Origin of the sequence: Streptomyces sp. NPDC050085 (assembly GCF_044460595.1) — a bacterium.
Taxonomy (GTDB): Bacteria; Actinomycetota; Actinomycetes; order Streptomycetales; family Streptomycetaceae; genus Streptomyces.
Window position 1 is genome coordinate 674937 of record NZ_JBITJZ010000005.1, and the last position, 17646, is coordinate 692582.

20 protein-coding genes are annotated in these 17646 nt (G+C 72.3%); 7 read left to right on the plus strand and 13 right to left on the minus strand.

The features are described 5' to 3' along the window. Positions 1–38: 38 nt before the first annotated feature. Together ACIBUY_RS22725 and ACIBUY_RS22730 are read right to left on the minus strand one after the other, a co-directional pair. The gene (locus ACIBUY_RS22725; protein WP_365569463.1) at positions 39–455 is read right to left on the minus strand and encodes a hypothetical protein; all 417 of its coding nucleotides are present in this window, start codon (positions 453–455) and stop codon (positions 39–41) included. 78 nt (positions 456–533) lie between these two features. Next, on the minus strand, positions 534–974 hold the full coding sequence (locus ACIBUY_RS22730) for an ATP-binding protein (RefSeq protein WP_365569912.1): 441 nt from the start codon (positions 972–974) through the stop codon (positions 534–536). Positions 975–1320: 346 nt separating this feature from the next. Between ACIBUY_RS22730 and ACIBUY_RS22735 the strand changes: the two genes are divergently transcribed. Both ACIBUY_RS22735 and ACIBUY_RS22740 read left to right on the plus strand, forming a co-directional pair. Further along, on the plus strand, positions 1321–2190 hold the full coding sequence (locus ACIBUY_RS22735) for a helix-turn-helix domain-containing protein (RefSeq protein ID WP_399153456.1): 870 nt from the start codon (positions 1321–1323) through the stop codon (positions 2188–2190). After that, complete coding sequence (locus ACIBUY_RS22740; protein ID WP_365569469.1) at positions 2191–2463, plus strand: DUF397 domain-containing protein; 273 nt, start codon at positions 2191–2193, stop codon at positions 2461–2463. It abuts the gene before it with no gap. 133 nt (positions 2464–2596) lie between these two features. On the opposite strand, the gene ACIBUY_RS22745 is transcribed toward ACIBUY_RS22740, so the two are convergent. Beyond that, positions 2597–4036: a PLP-dependent aminotransferase family protein gene (locus ACIBUY_RS22745; protein ID WP_399153457.1), complete on the minus strand. Its 1440-nt coding sequence runs from the start codon at positions 4034–4036 to the stop codon at positions 2597–2599. Positions 4037–4083: 47 nt separating this feature from the next. On the opposite strand from ACIBUY_RS22745, the gene ACIBUY_RS22750 reads away from it, so the two are divergent. Continuing rightward, on the plus strand, positions 4084–4551 hold the full coding sequence (locus ACIBUY_RS22750; RefSeq protein WP_365569475.1) for a carboxymuconolactone decarboxylase family protein: 468 nt from the start codon (positions 4084–4086) through the stop codon (positions 4549–4551). A 55-nt stretch (positions 4552–4606) separates the two neighbouring features. Here the strand turns inward: ACIBUY_RS22750 and ACIBUY_RS22755 are convergent, their stop codons facing one another. The 3 genes from ACIBUY_RS22755 to ACIBUY_RS22765 form a co-directional block, all read right to left on the minus strand. Next, on the minus strand, positions 4607–6097 hold the full coding sequence (locus tag ACIBUY_RS22755) for a glutamate synthase subunit beta (protein WP_399153458.1): 1491 nt from the start codon (positions 6095–6097) through the stop codon (positions 4607–4609). Positions 6098–6269: 172 nt separating this feature from the next. Continuing rightward, complete coding sequence (locus ACIBUY_RS22760; RefSeq protein WP_399153459.1) at positions 6270–6755, minus strand: DUF1772 domain-containing protein; 486 nt, start codon at positions 6753–6755, stop codon at positions 6270–6272. A gap of 29 nt (positions 6756–6784) precedes the next feature. Then, on the minus strand, positions 6785–7507 hold the full coding sequence (locus ACIBUY_RS22765) for a DUF2293 domain-containing protein (RefSeq protein ID WP_399153460.1): 723 nt from the start codon (positions 7505–7507) through the stop codon (positions 6785–6787). A gap of 84 nt (positions 7508–7591) precedes the next feature. Here ACIBUY_RS22765 and ACIBUY_RS22770 point away from each other — a divergent pair, with 84 nt between their 5' ends. Together ACIBUY_RS22770 and ACIBUY_RS22775 are read left to right on the plus strand one after the other, a co-directional pair. Beyond that, positions 7592–8236: a uridine kinase gene (locus tag ACIBUY_RS22770; protein WP_365569915.1), complete on the plus strand. Its 645-nt coding sequence runs from the start codon at positions 7592–7594 to the stop codon at positions 8234–8236. Positions 8237–8321: 85 nt separating this feature from the next. Further along, on the plus strand, positions 8322–8741 hold the full coding sequence (locus ACIBUY_RS22775) for a CBS domain-containing protein (protein ID WP_365569484.1): 420 nt from the start codon (positions 8322–8324) through the stop codon (positions 8739–8741). 95 nt (positions 8742–8836) lie between these two features. Here ACIBUY_RS22775 and ACIBUY_RS22780 read toward each other — a convergent pair whose 3' ends face one another. Then, on the minus strand, positions 8837–9928 hold the full coding sequence (locus ACIBUY_RS22780; protein WP_365569487.1) for a magnesium and cobalt transport protein CorA: 1092 nt from the start codon (positions 9926–9928) through the stop codon (positions 8837–8839). A 214-nt stretch (positions 9929–10142) separates the two neighbouring features. On the opposite strand from ACIBUY_RS22780, the gene ACIBUY_RS22785 reads away from it, so the two are divergent. Continuing rightward, the gene (locus ACIBUY_RS22785) at positions 10143–10943 is read left to right on the plus strand and encodes a methyltransferase domain-containing protein (protein ID WP_399153461.1); all 801 of its coding nucleotides are present in this window, start codon (positions 10143–10145) and stop codon (positions 10941–10943) included. Positions 10944–11808: 865 nt separating this feature from the next. Here the strand turns inward: ACIBUY_RS22785 and ACIBUY_RS22790 are convergent. The 4 genes from ACIBUY_RS22790 to ACIBUY_RS22805 form a co-directional block, all read right to left on the minus strand. Further along, complete coding sequence (locus tag ACIBUY_RS22790; RefSeq protein WP_399153462.1) at positions 11809–12729, minus strand: carbohydrate kinase family protein; 921 nt, start codon at positions 12727–12729, stop codon at positions 11809–11811. Beyond that, positions 12726–13631 (minus strand): pseudouridine-5'-phosphate glycosidase, encoded by a 906-nt coding sequence (locus tag ACIBUY_RS22795; protein WP_399153463.1) that lies wholly within the window; start codon positions 13629–13631, stop codon positions 12726–12728. Before ACIBUY_RS22795 ends, ACIBUY_RS22790 begins: the two co-directional genes overlap by 4 nt. A gap of 180 nt (positions 13632–13811) precedes the next feature. Further along, positions 13812–15038 (minus strand): formaldehyde dehydrogenase, glutathione-independent, encoded by a 1227-nt coding sequence (fdhA, locus tag ACIBUY_RS22800; RefSeq protein WP_399153464.1) that lies wholly within the window; start codon positions 15036–15038, stop codon positions 13812–13814. A gap of 202 nt (positions 15039–15240) precedes the next feature. Beyond that, positions 15241–15504: a GlsB/YeaQ/YmgE family stress response membrane protein gene (locus ACIBUY_RS22805; RefSeq protein WP_365569745.1), complete on the minus strand. Its 264-nt coding sequence runs from the start codon at positions 15502–15504 to the stop codon at positions 15241–15243. 145 nt (positions 15505–15649) lie between these two features. Between ACIBUY_RS22805 and ACIBUY_RS22810 the strand changes: the two genes are divergently transcribed. Then, positions 15650–16009 (plus strand): cupin domain-containing protein, encoded by a 360-nt coding sequence (locus ACIBUY_RS22810; RefSeq protein WP_399153465.1) that lies wholly within the window; start codon positions 15650–15652, stop codon positions 16007–16009. Positions 16010–16082: 73 nt separating this feature from the next. On the opposite strand, the gene ACIBUY_RS22815 is transcribed toward ACIBUY_RS22810, so the two are convergent. Continuing rightward, a complete protein-coding gene (locus ACIBUY_RS22815) occupies positions 16083–16643 on the minus strand; it encodes a methylated-DNA--[protein]-cysteine S-methyltransferase (protein ID WP_365569751.1) in 561 nt (186 codons plus the stop codon). Positions 16644–16697: 54 nt separating this feature from the next. Then, positions 16698–17573 (minus strand): glycerophosphodiester phosphodiesterase, encoded by an 876-nt coding sequence (locus ACIBUY_RS22820; RefSeq protein ID WP_399153466.1) that lies wholly within the window; start codon positions 17571–17573, stop codon positions 16698–16700. Positions 17574–17646 lie beyond the last annotated feature (73 nt).

The following is a 17646-nucleotide window of genomic DNA, read 5'->3' on the forward strand; positions in this document are numbered from 1 at the left end:
TCACCGACCAAAGAGACAGGTCCTAGGCCACGCGCCCCTTACGAGGCCCTGGCGGCCCGGGACCAGGCAGGCGTCGTCCCCGTCACCCGGCACAGCGCCAGGTACAACGGAATCGGCGGGGTGTACGGCACCGAGCCGTCGGGGCAGTGGATCAGATCGGGCGTGCGTCCGGCGTCCGGGACCACGGCGCCCGCCGCGTACCGCGCGGGTGCGGGCCACTCCAGGGCCACGTCCGAGTCCGACGGCACGAGCCACCACCAGTGCGCCCCGTCCGCGTACACGCACCCCATTCGCGGCAGCCGCCGCGTCATGGCCCGCGCGAACGCCTCCGGCACGGCCACGGCGTCGCAGCCCAGCGGCGCCGTCATGCCGTCCGGCACGGACAGCCGCACCGGGGCGGCGGGGTGCGGGGTGCGCAGGCGCCGGGCGAGGCCCACCAGAGAGTCGAGCTGCATCGTCCGCGTCGTCACCACGCCCATCCGTTCCCGTTCAGCACGCTTGTCGTTCCGCGTCCGCCCGGCCGGGGCGGAGGTTCACCAGGGCAGGGCCGCCCCGTCGACGGGGTCGGGCACAGGGCCGGGACCCGTCATCGTCCGGGCGTCGCGGGGCAGCTCCGCCCACACGAGCAGCCCGGGTCCCGTCTCCTGGGCGCCCCACGCGGTGGAGACGGCGGCCACGAGGAGGAGCCCCCTGCCGTGCTCCTCCTCGGGCGCTATCCGGCCCGCAGGGCGGGCGTCACCGGGAATGCAGCCCTCGTCGCGCACGGCTATCCGCACGCGCTCACCCGCGTCGTCGCACAGCTCGCGCAGCTCGCAGTGGATGCGGCGGCTGGCGGTGTGCACGATCGCGTTCGTGACGAGCTCGGAGACGACGAGCGCCGCCGCGTCGCAGGTGTCCTCGCACGCGCCCCAGCCGGTGAGGTGGGCGCGCGTCATACGCCGGGCCTGTGCGGCGGAGCCCGGGTGGGGAGCCAGTTCGAAGCTGCTGCGGCGGGATGCCGGGAACCCTGAAGGGGTACCCGGAAGGTCACCGAGCGTAGCCTCGCCGGCTTCTGTTCCTAAGGGCGCGGACGGAGTCACGCATGCCACTATCTCCCCGTCGTGAACACTTGGCAAGAGCCACTCTGAAAAGTGCAGAGTGCAGTGTGCCGCGCGGAGCGGACATGGCACACTGCTCGCAACAGCTCGTCGCGCGGCGCCCATTGAGGGTGGACCGCCGGGAAATGGCCGGTGAACGACTCTCTCCGGACTCCCTTCCACGGCTGGTTCCGGACAGATGGACGAGCGGTCGGCGACGGCCGGACTACGGGAGGTGAGGGGCGTGAGCGAACCGCGGTCCGCTCCGACGGTCGGCCAGGTGGTCCTCGGCCGACGCCTCCAGGACCTGCGCGAGAGCGCCGGGCTCAAGCGCGAGGACGCCGCGAAAGTACTCCGCGTCACCGCCGCGACGGTCCGCCGCATGGAGACCGCCGAGGTCTCGCTCAAGATCCCGTACCTCCAGCTCCTGCTGAAGTCCTACGGCGTCACGGAGGACGAGGCCGACACCTTCGTGCAGCTCGCGGAGGACGCGAACAAGCCGGGCTGGTGGCAGCGGTACCACGACATCCTTCCTGGCTGGTTCTCGATGTACGTCAGCCTGGAGGGCGCCGCCTCGCTCATCCGGTCGTACGAGCCGCACTTCGTGCCGGGACTGCTGCAGACCGAGGACTACGCGCGCGGGGTGCTGCGCTCCGGCGCGATCGGCCGCGCCCTCGTCGAGGACCCCGAGCTGATCGACCGGCACGTCGCCCTGCGCATGCGGCGCCAGAGCCTGCTCACCCGCGAGGACGCACCCCGGTTCTGGGCGGTCATGGACGAGACGGCGCTGCGCAGGCCGGTCGGCGACGCGGACGTGATGCGCGGCCAGATCGACCGGCTCCTGGAGGCGACGGAGCGGCCGAACGTGACGCTGCAGATCGCGGAGTTCGCCTCAGGACCGCACCCGGGCACGTACGGCCCCTTCGTCCTGTTCCGATTTGCCATGTCAGAACTGCCGGACATGGTCTACAGCGAGTACCTGACCGGCGCCGTCTACCTGGACGCGCGGCCCGAGGTGGCCACCCACCTGGAGGTCATGGACCGCATGGCGGCGCACGCCGCGACGGCACAACGCACAAAGGAGATCCTCCGCGATCTCCGCAAGGAGCTGTGAATGGACCGGATCAAGGACCGCATACGAGGCGTCGACGGCGAGCCGATCTACAACGGCATGCCCGCCCGTGAACTCGGCGCCGACGGCTGGCACAAGCCGTGGAGCGGTGGCAACGGAGGCAACTGCCTCGAGGCCATGAAGCTCGCCGACGGCCGCGTCGCCGTACGCCAGTCCTCGGACCCGGACGGACCGGCCCTGATCTACACGCCGGGTGAGATCACCGCGTTCATCGAGGGCGCCAAGGCCGGAGCGGCCGACTTCCTGCTCTCGTAGCCGCACGACTTCTCGTAGCCAGACGACCTCTCGTGGCCGGGCGACCTCTCGTAGCCAGACGACCTCTCGTGGCCGGGCGACGTCCGGCGTGTGGGGTCAAGGCGTCCGGCCTGTGGGGCCAAGGGGCGCGGGGCTACCCCTCGACCCCGGGCGGCAACACCCCGCACAGCGCGTCCACCGCAGCCCCGTAACCCCGCTCGGCCGCCGCCGCGAACCCCACGACCAGCCCGTCCCCCAACGAGGGCTCGGCGCCCGGATGCAGGAACTCCGCAAGCCCCTCCACCTCGATCCCGCGCCAGACCGCCGCCTTCAGCACGGCCCGCTCACTGCCGGCAGGCAACCGCACGACGGCGTGCAACCCCGCCGCGATCCCGCTCACTTCGAGCCCGGGCGCCCGCTCGGCCAGCGCCGCCACGAGCAGGTCCCGGCGCCGGCGGTACCGCTGCCGCATCCGCCGGACGTGCCGGTCGTACGCCCCCGACCGCAGGAACTCGGCGAGCGCCAACTGGTCCAACACCCCGGCCCACGCCTCCCGTTCACCCTTGGCCGCCACCACGTCCACCACGAGGTGCCGCGGCAGCACCATCCAGCCGAGCCGCAGCGCGGGCGACAGGCTCTTGCTGACCGAGCCCACGTACACGACCCGTTCGGGATCCAGCCCCTGCACCGCCCCCACCGGCTTGCGGTCGTAGCGGAACTCCCCGTCGTAGTCGTCCTCCACGACCACCCCGCCGCGCATCCGCGCCCAGTCCACGACGGCCGCCCGCCGCTCGGGGTGCAGCGGCCCGCCGGTCGGGAACTGGTGCGCGGGCGTCAGCAGCACACCCCGGATCCCGGTTGCGGACGTCAACTCCCCAATGTTCGCGCCGTCCTGATCGACCGTCAGCGGGACGGTACGCACCCCGGCACGCTCCAGGATCCCCCGATGGAACCCGAGCCCGTACGCCTCCACGGCCAGCGGACCCCGGAGCACCCTGTCGCCGACGTCCCCGTACAGCAGCCGCAGCGCATGCGCGAACCCCGAGCAGATCACGATCCGTCCGGGCTCGGTGCGCACCCCGCGCGAGCGCGCCAGGTACTCCGTGAGCGCGGTGCGCAGTTCGATGCGGCCCTGCGGATCGCCCGGCCCGAACGCGGCGGACGGCGCCTCGGTCAGCGCCCGCCGGTACGCGGCCGACCACGCGGCCCGCGGGAACGCCGACGCGTCCGGGACGCCCTGCCGCAGATCGTGCAGCGGTCCCCGGGAGCGTACGGGCGCCTCCTTGGGCACCCGCTGCGGCCTGCCCAGCGGCTTCGCCCGCTCCGCGACCCGCGTCCCCGACCCCTGGCGCGCCGTGAGCCAGCCCTCGGCGACCAGCTCGGCGTAGGCGTCGGCCACCGTGTTCCGGGCGACGCCCAGATCGGCGGCGAGGGCACGATAGGGCGGCAGCCGGGTGCCGGGAGCGAGCCGCCCGGACCGTACGGCCTCGCGCAGCGCGGTGGCGAGCGCACCCCGCCGACTGCCCGACCCGGACAGCTCCAGATGCAGATCGACCCCGATCCGCTCCGCCGAATTGACCCATGATTCAGCCATGGAAGTGCACCCTACAGTGGGTCGATCGGCGCCATAGGTTTACTCCCATGACGACGACCCGCGCACCTCGCACCGACTTCGCCAAGTCCGCCCCCAAGGCCTTCCGCGCCCTCATCGGCTTCGACGCCGCGGCGCGCACCGGCCTCGACCCGGCCCTGGTGGAGCTGGTCCAGATCCGCTCCTCGCTGATCAACAACTGTGCGTACTGCCTCCACATGCACACGAACGACGCCCGTAAGGCAGGCGAGAGCGAGGACCGGCTGCACCTGGTCGCGGTGTGGCGCGAGGCCCGGCACTTCTTCACGCCGAAGGAGCAGGCCGCGCTCGCCCTCACCGAAGCGGTGACGCGGGTGGCGGACGCCGGTGTCCCCGACGCCGTCTACGCGGAGGCCGCCGCCCACTTCGACGAGGCCGAACTCGCCCAGGTCATCGCCCTGATCTGCACGATCAACACCTGGAACCGCATCGCCCTGGCGACGGCCAAGCGGGCGGGCACGGACGAGCGCCGACCCTGATGCCAGGGGCTCTGATGCCCGGGGTTCTGATGGCCTGGGCTCAGGTGGCCTGGGCTCAGGTGGTCATGGGCCGGTCGTGCGCGCTGATCGGCTCGGGGAGCCGGGTGTCTCCCGTCAGCCACCGGTCCACGGCCGCCGCGGCGGCCCGCCCCTCCGCGATCGCCCACACCACGAGCGACTGCCCCCGCCCGGCGTCCCCGGCGACGAACACGCCCGGCACCCGCGTGGCGAACGCCGCATCGCGTTCGAGGCCGCCCCTCGCGGTGACCCCGAGCCCCAACTGGTCCACGAGGCCGCCGACTTGGCGCTCGACCCCGGTGAAGCCGAGCGCCAGCAGCACCAGATCGGCGGGCAGCGCCCGGTCCGTCCCGTCGCGCGGCTGCCGGTCCGCGTCCACCTCGACCAGGTGCAGTTCCCGTACGTGCCCGTCCGCGTCCCCGGTGAACCGCAGGGTCGACGCCGCGAAGAGCCGGGCGTCCGCGTCGGCCGCCGGCGCCGTTTCCAGCTCGCCCGCCTCCTCGTGCGCGGCGGACAGCCGGTACAGCTTCGGATACGTCGGCCAGGGCTCGGCCGCCTCGTCGCGCACGTCGTCGGGCTTGCCGTAGATGTCCAACTGCGTGACGGACGCGGCCCCTTCACGCACCGCGGTGCCCAGGCAGTCGGCCCCGGTGTCCCCGCCGCCGACGATGACGACGTGCCGGCCCGCCGCGTTCAGCGGCGACACGTCCAGGTCGCCCTCGCACACCCGGTTGGCCGGTGTCAGATACTCCATCGCCTGGTGGATCCCGGCCAACTCCCGTCCCGGCACGTCGAGGTCACGCCACGCGGTCGCTCCGGTGGCGATCACCACGGCGTCGTGGCGGGCCCGCAGCCGGGCCGCGGTCACCTCGCGCCCGATCTCCGTCGACGTACGAAAACGCACTCCCTCGTCCGCCAACTGCCGCAGCCTGCGGTCCAGTTGGTGCTTCTCCATCTTGAAGGCGGGGATGCCGTAGCGCAGCAGACCGCCCGGCCGGTCGTCCCGCTCGTACACGGCCACCGTGTGCCCGGCGCGCGTCAGCTGCTGCGCGGCGGCGAGCCCGGCGGGCCCCGAGCCGACGACGGCGACGGTCCGCCCGGAGAGCCGGTCGGGCGGCTGGGCGGAGACGAAGCCCTCGTCCCAGGCGCGGTCGGCGATGGCGACTTCGACGTTCTTGATGGTGACGGCAGGTTGGTTGATGGCGAGGACGCAGCCCGCCTCGCACGGGGCCGGGCACAACCGCCCGGTGAACTCGGGGAAGTTGTTCGTGGCGTGCAGCCGCTCGCTCGCGGCCCGCCAGTCGTCCCGCGCCACCAGCTCGTTCCACTCGGGGATCAGGTTCCCCAGCGGACACGCCTGGTGGCAGAACGGGATCCCGCAGTCCATGCACCGGTCGGCCTGCGCCCCGACGATGGGCAGCAGCCCGCCGGGGACGTACACCTCGTCCCAGTCCTTGACCCGCTCTCCGACAGGGCGGCGCGGGGCCTCCTGCCGGGGCGTGGTGAGAAAGCCCTTGGGGTCGGCCATGGCCGTCTCCCTACGCGTCCTTACCCGTGCCTGTGCACCATTGCCTGTGCACCATTGCTTGTGCACCGGTTACCTGGGCACCGTGCCTTTTCGTCACGATACGTCCGGACGGTCCGGATGGCTTCCGCACACCCGCCAGGTCAGGCGAGGGCCGGGTCAGGCGCGAGCCAGGTCAGGTGAGGGCCAGCACGAACGACGCCGACGCGGCGATGGAGGCGCCGCCCCGGATGTGGTTCCACATCACCCACTCGCTCAAGTACCTCCGCCAGTACGCGGCACTGCTCTCGGACTCCTCGTCACCGGCCAGCTTGGCGAGCGCGTCGTTGCGCGGAATGTTCGCCACGATCGTGACCCCGAACGACCCCGCCAGGTACAGCGCACAGCCGAGCAGCAGCTCGACCGTCCCGTCCTCGGGCCAGAGCACGAACGTCACCACGGCGATCACCGCGCACAGCACCGCCGCACCGAGAAAGACGACCATGAACGCCGGGTTCACCGCCGCGACGTTGATGGAGTTCATCGCCGCGATCCCGCGCGCGGCGGGCAGCGCGCCGAGCCCCCGCATCACGAACGTGGAGAACCCGACGAACACCCCCGCACTGACCCCGCACCACAACGCGGCGAGCACCACGAGGACAAAGTACGGCCCCTCGATCATTTCCCAACCCCCCTCATCCGACAGGGAGATCATGCCGCAGTTCCCCCTGCCGCGCCCCCCTCCGCGCCTGCCTCCTCCCGCCACACCGCCAACACCGAGGCGACCGGCCCGGCCACCCGCGTCCGCGCCTCCTTCCACCCCATCCCCTCCATCAACCACCGGTCGTACGGCGTATCGACGTGCCGCACCGCCGCCCGCACCGCCGCCACCACGGCCCCCTCCGACAGGGCCCGCCCCGCCGCGCTGCGTCCCACCCGGCCGCTGCCCCGCGCCCCCGCGTGACCGGCGATCGCCGCCGCCCGCTCGGCAGGACACCCGGGGAACAACCGCCGTATCTCCGCCGCGAACGCCGCCACGAACCGCTCGTCCGCCGCCGCCCGCCGCGCCGCGTCCCGCTGCCGCCGCCGCGCCCGCACCTCCGCGTCCGCCAGGCAGCGCGCCTCGGCCCGGGCGAGCGCGTCCGCCTCGACGAGCACGCCCTGCCGCTCGTAGCGCCCGCGCCGCCGGTGGAACCGCACCACGACCGCGGACAGCGCGCTCTCCTCACGGGCCCGCCGCGTCAACGCCGTGTCCCCGCGCGGCAGATACACCAGATGCCCGAGGTCCACACAGTCCAGACAGCGCGGCTGCCCGTCCTCCAGGGCCAGCAGCGTGAGCGGCCCCGTGCGGCAGGCCCCGCACCGCCTGCGCCTGACCGGCTGGAAGACGAGCGGACCTCGAACACCGGCGGACGGCCGGGCTGCGCTGCTCATACGGGGTTCATGCCCGCCGAAGAGGCATGCCAAAGAGGCCTGCCAAAGAGGCCTGCCGAAGGGGCTCGCGCACCGCCCGGCATCATGGACGGCGTGCGACTCGAAGCGATCACCTGGGAACGGCTCGGCGACACCCTCGCCGAGCGCCTGCTCGACCTGAAGCCGGCCGACGGGAGCCCCTGGCCGAAGGTCGCGATCGACGGGGCCCCGGCCGCCCGCCCCGGCGACCTCGCGACCCGCGTCGCCGAGGCCCTGCGCACCCGCGGCCGCACCGCCCTGCCCATCGCAACGGAGGGCTTCCTGCGTCCGGCCTCGCTGCGCTACGAGTTCGGGCGCGAGGACGTCGAGTCGTACTACAGCGGCTGGTTCGACACGGGCGCCCTGTGGCGCGAGGTGTTCGGCCCCCTCGAACCGGACGGCACGGGCCGCGTCCTGCCCGACCTGTGGGACCCGGCAACCGACCGCGCCACCCGCAGCCCCTACGTCCAACTCCCGCCCGGCGGCGCCCTGTTGCTGCACGGGCCGCTGCTGCTCAACCACTGGTTCCCGTTCGACCTCACGGTCCACGTCGGCCTGTCCCCGGGCGCGCTGCGCCGCCGCACCCCACAGGACGAGCACTGGACCCTGCCGGCCTTCGCCCGCTACGACACCGAGACCGGTCCGGCCGAGCGCGCCGACATCGTCGTACGGGCGGACGATCCGCGTCATCCTGCCTGGTCACAGGGGTGAGCCCGCGAGGACATGCGGCCCGTACCGGGCGCGGCGAGAATGAGGGACGGCGCCGGACCCCACCCCGGCTCCGGGAGGTACGACCATGACCACCGCCGCGGACATCATGCACCCCGGTGCGCGCTGGATCCCCGCCCACGAGACCCTGGACCGGGCCGCCCAGCTGATGCGCGAGCTGAACGTCGGCGCGCTGCCCATCAGCGACGAGAACGAGCGGCTCTGCGGCATCCTCACCGACCGCGACATCGTCGTCGGCTGCGTGGCGATGGGCCACGACCCCGCCAAGGTCACGGCGGGCGAGATGGCCAAGGGCACGCCCCGCTGGGTCGACGCGAGCGCCGGGCTCGACGAGGTGCTGCACGAGATGCAGGACCACCAGATCCGCCGCCTGCCGGTCATCGAGAACAAGCGGCTCGTCGGCATGATCAGCGAGGCCGACCTGGCCACGCACCTGTCCGAGGACCAGATCGCGGCGTGGGTGGAGAGCGTCTACGCGAAGAACTGAGTCGAGTGCCGCCGCGGGCCGGGCGGCGGCCCCGCGCGGTACACACGGCGGCCAAAGCCGGCCGACGCGGCGGCTAAAGCCGGCCGATGCGGCGGCTAAAGCCAGCCGTTGCGCTTGAACCCCCGGTACACGCCGACACAGATCGCGGCGATGACGGACAGCATGAGCGGATAGCCGTAGCGCCAGTGCAGCTCCGGCATGTGGTCGAAGTTCATGCCGTAGATCCCGCAGCCCATCGTCGGCACGGCGACGATCGCGGCCCACGCCGTGATCTTGCGCATGTCCTCGTTCTGCGCGACGGTCACCTGGGCGAGATGGGCCTGAAGGATCGAGTTCAGCAGTTCGTCGAAGGCCGCTATCTGCTCGACCGCCCGCATCAGGTGGTCCGAGACGTCACGGAAGTACGCCTGTATCTCGGCCGGCACCACGGGGAACGGGCGCCCGGCCAGCTCAAGCACCGGACGGGCCAGCGGCGCCACCGCCCGCTTCAGCTCGAGGAGTTCGCGCTTGAGCTGGTAGATGCGGCCCGGGTCGACCCGCGCCCCGTTCTGCGCGAAGACCTCCGCCTCGACGGCGTCGATGTCCGACTGGACCGCGTCGATCACCGTCAGATAGTCGTCCACCACGCTGTCCGCGATCGCGTGCAGCACCGCGGCGGGCCCCTTCGCGAGCTGCTGCGGGTCCGCCTCCAGGTTCTCCCTCACCGGGCCCAGCGAGCCGTGCCGCCCGTGCCGCACCGTGATGACGAAGTCCCGCCCCAGGAACACCATGATCTCGCCGGTGTCGACGACCTCACTGGTCGCGGTGAGCTCCGCGTGCTCGACGTAGCACACCGTCTTCAGGACCGTGAACAGGGTCTCCCCGTACCGCTCGATCTTCGGCCGCTGATGTGCGTGGACCGCGTCCTCCACCGCCAGCGGATGCAGGTCGAACAGCTCGGCGATGTCCGCGAATTCCAGCTCGGACGGCTCGTGCAGGCCCAGCCACACGAACCCGTCGTCCGCCTTGCGCACCGCGCGGACGGCCTCGTCGAGGTCGCGGCCGCCGAGCTCGCGCACGCCGTCCCGGTACGTCACGCAGTTCACCACCGCCGACCCGAGCGGGGAGCGCGCCGGGTGGCTCAGATCGACCCGGGGCCGGCGGCGCGCCAGCCGCGCGACCTTTCGCAGGTTGCCCGCCATCGACATGCTCGGCTCCTCGTCGTGCCCGTTCGCGTACGTCGGTTCTCTGTGGGTCCCTGTGGGTTCTCTGTGGGTTCTTTGTCGGCCCCACAACCCCCTCACCGGGATTCCCTGAAGAGCCAGTGTGCCAGCGCCCGCTGACATCACGGCAGCCCCCGAGATGGGCTCGAAGCAGGGCAAATGACTGCTATCGGGTCAGGAGGCTGGGATGATTCGGGGCATGACGCGATCCGGTGGCCATGCGTACCTTCTCGACAACCAGCAGCCCGAGGCGGGACAGCGTTTCGACGCGCTCTCGACCCTGTTCGACCCCACGACGTTCCGGCACATCGAGCGGCTCGGCATCGGTTCCGGCTGGCGCTGCTGGGAAGTCGGGGCCGGCGGGACCTCGGTGGTGTCCTGGCTGGCGCGGAAGGTCGGCCCGACCGGCCGCGTCCTCGCCACCGACATCGACACGTCCTGGCAGACCACGACGGTCCGCACGCCCGTCGAGGTGCGCCGCCATGACGTCGGCGTCGACGAGCCCCCGGCCGAGGCCTTCGACCTGGTCCACGCTCGCCTCGTCCTGGTCCATGTCCCGGACCGCGAACGGGCGTTGGCGTCCATGATCCGCGCCCTGCGCCCCGGCGGCCGCCTCCTGATCGAGGATGCCGACGCGGCCCTGCAGCCGCTGCTCTGCCCCGACGAGCACGGCCCCGAGCAGCAACTGGCCAACCGCCTGCGCCACGGCTTCCGCGCCCTCCTCTCCCAGCGCGGCGCCGACCTCTCCTACGGCCGCAAGCTCCCCCGCCTGCTGCGCGAGGCGGGCCTGCGCCAGGTGGAGGCCGACGCGTACTTCCCCCTGACGTCCCCGGCCTGTACGGCCCTGGAGGCGGCGACGGTGGAACAGGTCCGGGCCTCCCTGGTGGAAGCGGGCCTGGCCACGAACGAGGACATCGACCGCCACTTGGCGAACGTGGCCGAGGGAACGATGGACCTGGCGACGTCACCCCTGATCTCGGCGTGGGGCAGAAAGCCGTAGCCCAACACGACAACGCCTCAGCCCAGGAGCGGCGTCGCGGTGGAGCGGGGTGGGGTCTGGGAGGGGGTGTGGGCCGCGTCGGGTGCACTCGGCACGGTCACGCCCCCCCCCGGCTGTGGGCGACCGTCCGTCCACGCCTGTCCGGCCCGGGGTTGCCGGGGAGCGGCGGTTGTGCCCGGCATGGTCTTGACCCCTTGGCCCCTTGGCCCCTTGGCCTTAGGAGGCCGTCCGCCTGCACCCGTCGGGCTGGGGGGGGGAGTGGGTCGCGACAGGTGCACTGCACCCGGCACGGTCATCGCATCCTGGCCGTGGGTGGCTGTCCGCTGGTACTCCTCACGGCCATCGCCTTGGCCTGAGGCTTGTCCACCGTGGCCCCCGCCCACCCTTCGTCCGGCCCGGGCTTGTGGGTTGCGGCTGGTGTGTCCGGCGCGGTCCTCGCATCCTGGCCGTGGGTGGCTGTCCGCTGATGCCTCACGGCCATCGCCTTGGCCTGAGGCTTGTCCACCGTGGCCCCCGCTCACCCTTCGTCCGGCCCGGGCTTGTGGGTTGCGGCTGGTGTGTCCGGCGCGGTCCTCGCATCCTGGCCGTGGGTGGCTGTCCGCTGATGCCCCACGGCCATCGCCTTGGCCTGAGGCTTGTCCACCACGGCCCTCGCCCACCCCTCGTCCGGCCCGGGCCTGTGGGCCGCGCCGCGACAGGTGTGTCCGGCACAGTCACTCCGCCCCGGCCCCAGGCGCCCGCCCGCCCGCACCTCCCACTGCCGTCGCCTTGGCCTGATACCTCCCGCTGGCCCCTCGTTCGGCCCGCGCCCCCTTCGTCCGGCCCGGGCCTGTGGGCCGCGCCGCGACAGGTGTGTCCGGCACAGTCACCCCACCCCGGTCCCAGGCGGCCGCCCACCCACACCCCCCACCGCCATCGCCCCGGCCCGACACCCCTCCACCACAGCCTCCCGCCACCCCTTTCCCCGGAGCCGCGCAGCGACAAGTGCCCCGGTGAACGCGTCGCCGGCGCCCGTCGAATCCCGCACCACCACCCCCGCCGGCGCAGCGACCCGCCCCCGCACCACCCCGCCCCGAGCCACCAGGGCCCCATGCGCCCCCGCCTTCACCACCACCACAGGAAACCGCCCGCTCAACTTCGCCCCCGCCCCCTCCGCGCTCCCCTCTCCGGAGAGGAGCACCGCCTCGTCCCGGCTGGGCACCAGGACCTCCACCCCGTCCGCGAGCGCCAGAAACCGCCCGACCCCCAACTCCCGCAAGAACCCGGCCGACGCGGGATCCACGCTCACCGGCACCCCACGCGCGCGTGCGTCCCCGACCGCCGCCGCCACCAACTCCCGCCCCGACGCGGAGAAGAACAGATACCCGGACAGGTGCAGCCACCCGACGCCGTCGAGGTACGAGCCCGACCAGTCCTCGGCCCCGATCCGCAGACACGCCCCGCTGTCCGTGAGGAACGTCCGCTCACCCCCACCTCGTACGTCCACGAGACAGACCACGGCCCCGGTCGGCGCCTCGGGGTCCACCACGAGCCGCGGCCGCACCCCTGCCCGTACGAGAGCCTCCTCGTGCCACGATGCGGAATCCGCCCCGACCCGCCCGAGCAGCGTCACGTCGGGGCAGCCCCAACGCGCCGCCCAGCACGCCATGTTGGCCCCCGCGCCACCCGGCACCGTACGGATCTCGGCCACCGTGTCCGTGCCCTCGGCGAGCGCCCCGTGATGCCGCGCGACGACGTCCGTGACGACGTCACCGACCACGAGCAGCGCCCCGCCCGCCCGTGTCACACCCCGGCCCAGGCCGCCGCGATCCGCCCGGCGAGCCGTACGTTTCCGCGTACGGCGGCCAAGTTGGCCTCCAGGGACGCGCCGTCGCTGTGCCGCGCGAGATGATCCAGCAGGAACGGGGTCACGGCCTGCCCGCTGACCCCCTGCTCCGCACACGCCCGCAGCCCGCTCTCCAGCACGCGCGCGTGCAACCCCGGATCGAGCTGCTCCGCTTCCGGTACGGGGTTGGCGACGATCAGCGCCGACTCGCCCCCGCCCAGGCGGTCCTGGGCCCGCATGACCTCGGCGACCTCCTGCGGCGTCCGCAGCATCCAGTCCACCGGCTCACCGGAGTCGGCGAGATAGAACCCGGGGAAGCGCTCCGTCCCGAACCCCGCCACCGCCACACCCAGCGTCTCCAGGCGCTGCAGCGTGGCGGGCACGTCCAGGATCGACTTCACCCCCGCGCACACCACGGTGATCCGGGTCCGCGCCAGCAGCCCCAGGTCCGCCGACTCGTCCTGGGTCTGCGTCCACCCCCGGTGCACCCCGCCGAGCCCGCCCGTCGCGAAGACCCGCAGACCGGCACGCGCCGCGAGGAACGCGGTCGCCGAGACGGTCGTCGCGCCGCTCGCCCCCGTCGCGACGGCGAGCGGCAGATCGCGGTGGCTCAGCTTGCGGATCCCGTCCCCGCTCGCGATCCGCTCCAACTGCGCCTTGTCCAGGCCGACATGGGGCCGCCCGTCGAGAACGGCGATCGTCGCGGGCACCGCGCCCTGCTCCCGTACGACCGCTTCCAGCTCCGCGGCGACGCGCAGGTTCCGCGGCCTCGGCAGCCCGTGCGCGATGATCGTCGACTCCAGGGCCACCACCGGACGGCCCGCCCCGACGGCGTCCCGTATCTCCTCCGAAACCACCAACATGCGCTCGCCCTCCGCCAGTTGGGACACACCTGTCCCGTCACCCGTCCCTCTCATCCCTGGCGTGACCCGACTGACGTCAAACACCACAAGGGGAGTGGGGCTCCACGCGCGCGTGGAGCCCCACTCCCCGAATTCCCCGACCTCTTCTGTCCTTTTCTGTCCTTTCGACGTTCCTCGATCTCACACGGGCCGTACGCCACTCAGCGCACCGTGCGGATCCAGTACGTACTTCCTGCTCGCGCCCTGGTCGAACTCGGCATAGCCGCGCGGCGCGTCCTCGATCCCGATCACCGTCGCGTTCACGGCCTTCGCGATGTGCACCCGCTCGTGCAGGATCGCCATCATCAGCCCCCGGTGGTACGTCATGACGGGGCACTGCCCGGTCGTGAACCGGTGGCTCTTCGCCCAGCCGAGCCCGAGCCGCACCTTCAGCGTCCCGGTGCGCGCGTCCTGGTCGACGCCGCCGGGGTCGTCGGTGACGTACAGACCGGGGATGCCGAGCGCGCCACCGGCCGTCGTTACGCCCATCAGCGAGTTGAGGACGGTCGCGGGCGCCTCGGGGGAGCCCTGGCCGTGTGCGCGGGCCTCGAAGCCGACCGCGTCCACGGCCGCGTCCACCTCGGGCACCCCGAGGATCTCGGCGATCTGCTCCTCGACCGTGCCGCGCGTCAGATCGACCGTCTCGCAGCCGAAACTCCGTGCCTGCGCGAGCCGTTCGGCGTTCAGGTCGCCGACGATCACCACCGCCGCGCCGAGCAGCTGCGCGGACGCGGCCGCCGCAAGGCCGACCGGACCCGCCCCGGCGACGTACACCGTCGAGCCGACCTGCGTGCCCGCGGTCACCGCCCCGTGGAACCCGGTCGGGAAGATGTCCGACAGCATCGTCAGGTCGAGCAGCTTCTCGCGCGCCTGCTCCGGGTCGGGGAAGCGCAGCGCGTTGAAGTCCGCGTACGGGACCATGACGAACTCGGCCTGTCCGCCGACCCAGCCACCCATGTCGACATAGCCATAAGCGGCCCCGGGGCGTGCGGGGTTGACGTTCAGACAGATGCCGGTCTTGCGCTCCTTGCAGTTGCGGCAGCGCCCGCACGCGATGTTGAACGGCACCGAGACGATGTCCCCGACGTCCAGGAACTCGACGTCGGGGCCCTTCTCGACGATCTCGCCGGTGATCTCGTGCCCGAGGACGAGGCCCTCGGGTGCGGTGGTGCGGCCGCGCACCATGTGCTGGTCGCTGCCGCAGATGTTGGTGGCGAGCACCTTGAGGATCACGCCGTGCCGGCACGTCCGGCCGACGTTCGCGGACGCCACCCCCGGCCCGTCCTTCAGTTCAAGCGTCGGGTGGTCGATGGTCCTGACCTCCACCGCACCCGGCTTGAGATACGCGACTGCCCTGTTTCCGCTCATGCCTGATCGCCGTCCCTTCGGCTCGTGACTCGTCGTACGGCGGATGTTCCGGCTGTGCGCACGGCGGAGTCTGCTACCGAAACGGCGCTCTGAGGAGCCCCGGCGGAAGGGTTGTTGAAGAGGGAACGGCGGGCGCTCTCAGCGGTTCAGCGGCTAGTGCCTCAGTGCCTCAGTTGCCTCAGTGCCTTGGCGTCTTGGCGTCTCAGCGACGCAGCCTGCCGCGGTCGAGCAGGGCGACGCCGAGTGCCGCAAGACCGATCTGGATCAGCCACTCGATCCAGTCCACGCCCTTGGTGTCCTGCACGTCGAAGCCCGCGGCGATCGCCGAGCCGAGCAGGGCCGCCACGATGCCGACGACGACCGTGGCCAGGATGCCGATGCGCTGCCTGCCGGGCAGGGCGAGCCGGCCGAGCACACCGATGATGATGCCGATCACGATGGCGCTGATGATGCCGGAGATCTCCATGTGGTGCCTCCAGGGGACAAGTCGTCAAATCGCTTTGCGCGTCTGACAGACGTCTTCCCCTAGACGGGCCGTCCAGTCGCCGCGCCCCGGACGCTACGAGCCGTCCAGTGAGAGGAGAGGCGCAGGCCAACTAGGGTGACCGGCCATGACCACGAACGAAGCGCCCTCTTTTGCCGTCCACGTCCCGGACGCCGAGCTGGAGCCGGAGCCGCTCGACCCGGCCCAGATCGTCTCCGGCGCCCCGGTCGTCACCGGCAAGGTGCTGTGGGAGTCGGCCGACGGCAAGCAGCTGCGCGGCATCTGGCAGATCACGCCGGGCGTCGTCACCGACACCGAGGCCAACGAACTGTTCGTGGTCGTCAGCGGCCGCGCCACCGTCGAGGTCGAGGGCGGCGACACCCTGGAGATCGGCCCCGGCACGGCCGCCGTGCTGCGCGAGGGTGATCGCACGACGTGGACGGTGCACGAGACGCTGCGCAAGGCCTACCACATCACGCTGAGCTGAACTTCCTTTCGTAGACCATCACTTGAGCACCGCTCGAGACCCACTCGGGACTCCCGGGGGTCCGCTCGGAGCGTCAGAACAGCGGCTCGGGCAGGACCCCTTCGAGAGCCAGCAGCTGCCGCTTGGTCTCCAGCCCGCCCCCGAACCCGCCGATCCCTCCGTCGCTCTCCACCACCCGGTGGCACGGCACCACGACAGGCAGCGGATTCGACCCCATCGCCGCCCCCACGGCCTGCGCGGCACCGGGCTGCCCGACGCGGCGGGCCAGGTCCCCGTACCCCACGACCGAGCCGTACGGCACGCCTGCCGCCAGCTCGCGCAGCACCTCCCGGTTGAACCCGGCGATCAGCGACCAGTCGAGCGGCAGCTCGAAGTCGCGGCGCCGCCCGGCGAAGTACTCCGCGAGCTGGCGTATCGCCTCGGCGAGCACGGGCGCGTCGGGCGCTTCGACCGGCTCGGTCCCGAAGCGGGACGCGAGCCGGCCGAGCATCTCGCCGCGCACCGTCTCGGTGGCGTGGAAGACCACGGTCACCAGACCCTCGTCCGTCGCGGCGAGCAGCAGCGGCCCGATGTCGCTGCCCACGGCGGCCCACACGAGCCGGTGCGCGTCCTCGTTCTGCCCAGTGGCGTTCATGCCGACCACGTTACGACCGGGCACTGACAACGCCCTCGCCGCAGGCCGCTCGCCTCAGTCGTCGAGGGCGTCGCTCACCACGTCCGGGGTGTTGGTGATGATCCCGTCGACGCCGAACCCGGCCACGCGCAGCGCGGTCGCGGCATCGTTGACGGTCCACGTGAAGACCTTGAGCGGCTTGCCGTGCGGGCCCTTGAGAGCGTGCACGGCCTTCACGTAGTCCGCGGAGACCGTGGAGTACGACGGATTGATCTGGTCGGCGAACTTCGCGTACGCGGGCAGATCGGCGACGGCCGGTGTGCCGAGGAACCCGGTCGTGAGGTCGGGGCGCCGCTGGTGCACGGTCCGCATGCTGTCGGCGCTGAAGCTCTGCACGACCAGCCGGTGCTTCACGTGCTCCTTGCCGAGCCAGCCGTCCCGGCGCAGCTGGCGCAGGATCTGGTCCTCGATGCCCGGGTACAGCTCGGGCGCCTTGACCTCCAGGAGCAGCTTCTGGTGGTTGTGGTCGACGCGCCTGAGGTACTGGTGCAGCGTCGGGATCCGCGCGCCCGCGAACTCGGCGCCCTTCCAGCTGCCCGCGTCCAGTTCGGCGATCTCGGCGGCGGTGAAGTCCCGGACGTTCCACGGGGCGCGGTCGGGGAAGAGCTGCTCGACGTTTGTGGTGCGCGCGAGGGTCGTGTCGTGGATGACGACGAGCGCGCCGTCCTTGGTGCGCTGCACGTCGTTCTCGACCCAGGTGATGCCGAGGTCGTCCGCCCTGTCGACCGCCTCGAGCGTGTTCTCGGGGGCGTAGGCGGAGGCGCCGCGGTGGGCGACGACGGTGGTTCTGTCGTGTCCGGTGGCGGCTTGTGCGGCAGTGGGCAGGACGAGGACTGCGATGACGGCGGATCCCGTCACCGAGACCAGTGCGGCTGCTGCGCGTGCGTACACGGCTGCTCCCTGTGCGTCGTAAGTCACGGACTGCACGAGAGTGGCAGCTCTGAGTCAACAGAAGACAGGCGAA

Bases quoted from the DNA above. Each gene is read 5' to 3' on its own strand.
- ACIBUY_RS22760 (WP_399153459.1), bottom strand. From the start codon at position 6,755: ATGATCGAGGGGCCGTACTTTGTCCTCGTGGTGCTCGCCGCGTTGTGG.
- ACIBUY_RS22805 (WP_365569745.1), bottom strand. From the start codon at position 15,504: ATGGAGATCTCCGGCATCATCAGCGCCATCGTGATCGGCATCATCATC.
- ACIBUY_RS22750 (WP_365569475.1), top strand. From the start codon at position 4,084: ATGACGACGACCCGCGCACCTCGCACCGACTTCGCCAAGTCCGCCCCC.
- ACIBUY_RS22785 (WP_399153461.1), top strand. From the start codon at position 10,143: ATGACGCGATCCGGTGGCCATGCGTACCTTCTCGACAACCAGCAGCCC.
- fdhA (WP_399153464.1), bottom strand. From the start codon at position 15,038: ATGAGCGGAAACAGGGCAGTCGCGTATCTCAAGCCGGGTGCGGTGGAG.
- ACIBUY_RS22770 (WP_365569915.1), top strand. From the start codon at position 7,592: ATGGACGGCGTGCGACTCGAAGCGATCACCTGGGAACGGCTCGGCGAC.
- ACIBUY_RS22795 (WP_399153463.1), bottom strand. From the start codon at position 13,631: ATGTTGGTGGTTTCGGAGGAGATACGGGACGCCGTCGGGGCGGGCCGT.
- ACIBUY_RS22765 (WP_399153460.1), bottom strand. From the start codon at position 7,507: ATGAGCAGCGCAGCCCGGCCGTCCGCCGGTGTTCGAGGTCCGCTCGTC.
- ACIBUY_RS22775 (WP_365569484.1), top strand. From the start codon at position 8,322: ATGACCACCGCCGCGGACATCATGCACCCCGGTGCGCGCTGGATCCCC.
- ACIBUY_RS22780 (WP_365569487.1), bottom strand. From the start codon at position 9,928: ATGTCGATGGCGGGCAACCTGCGAAAGGTCGCGCGGCTGGCGCGCCGC.
- ACIBUY_RS22725 (WP_365569463.1), bottom strand. From the start codon at position 455: ATGCAGCTCGACTCTCTGGTGGGCCTCGCCCGGCGCCTGCGCACCCCG.
- ACIBUY_RS22745 (WP_399153457.1), bottom strand. From the start codon at position 4,036: ATGGCTGAATCATGGGTCAATTCGGCGGAGCGGATCGGGGTCGATCTG.
- ACIBUY_RS22815 (WP_365569751.1), bottom strand. From the start codon at position 16,643: ATGAACGCCACTGGGCAGAACGAGGACGCGCACCGGCTCGTGTGGGCC.
- ACIBUY_RS22755 (WP_399153458.1), bottom strand. From the start codon at position 6,097: ATGGCCGACCCCAAGGGCTTTCTCACCACGCCCCGGCAGGAGGCCCCG.
- ACIBUY_RS22740 (WP_365569469.1), top strand. From the start codon at position 2,191: ATGGACCGGATCAAGGACCGCATACGAGGCGTCGACGGCGAGCCGATC.
- ACIBUY_RS22810 (WP_399153465.1), top strand. From the start codon at position 15,650: ATGACCACGAACGAAGCGCCCTCTTTTGCCGTCCACGTCCCGGACGCC.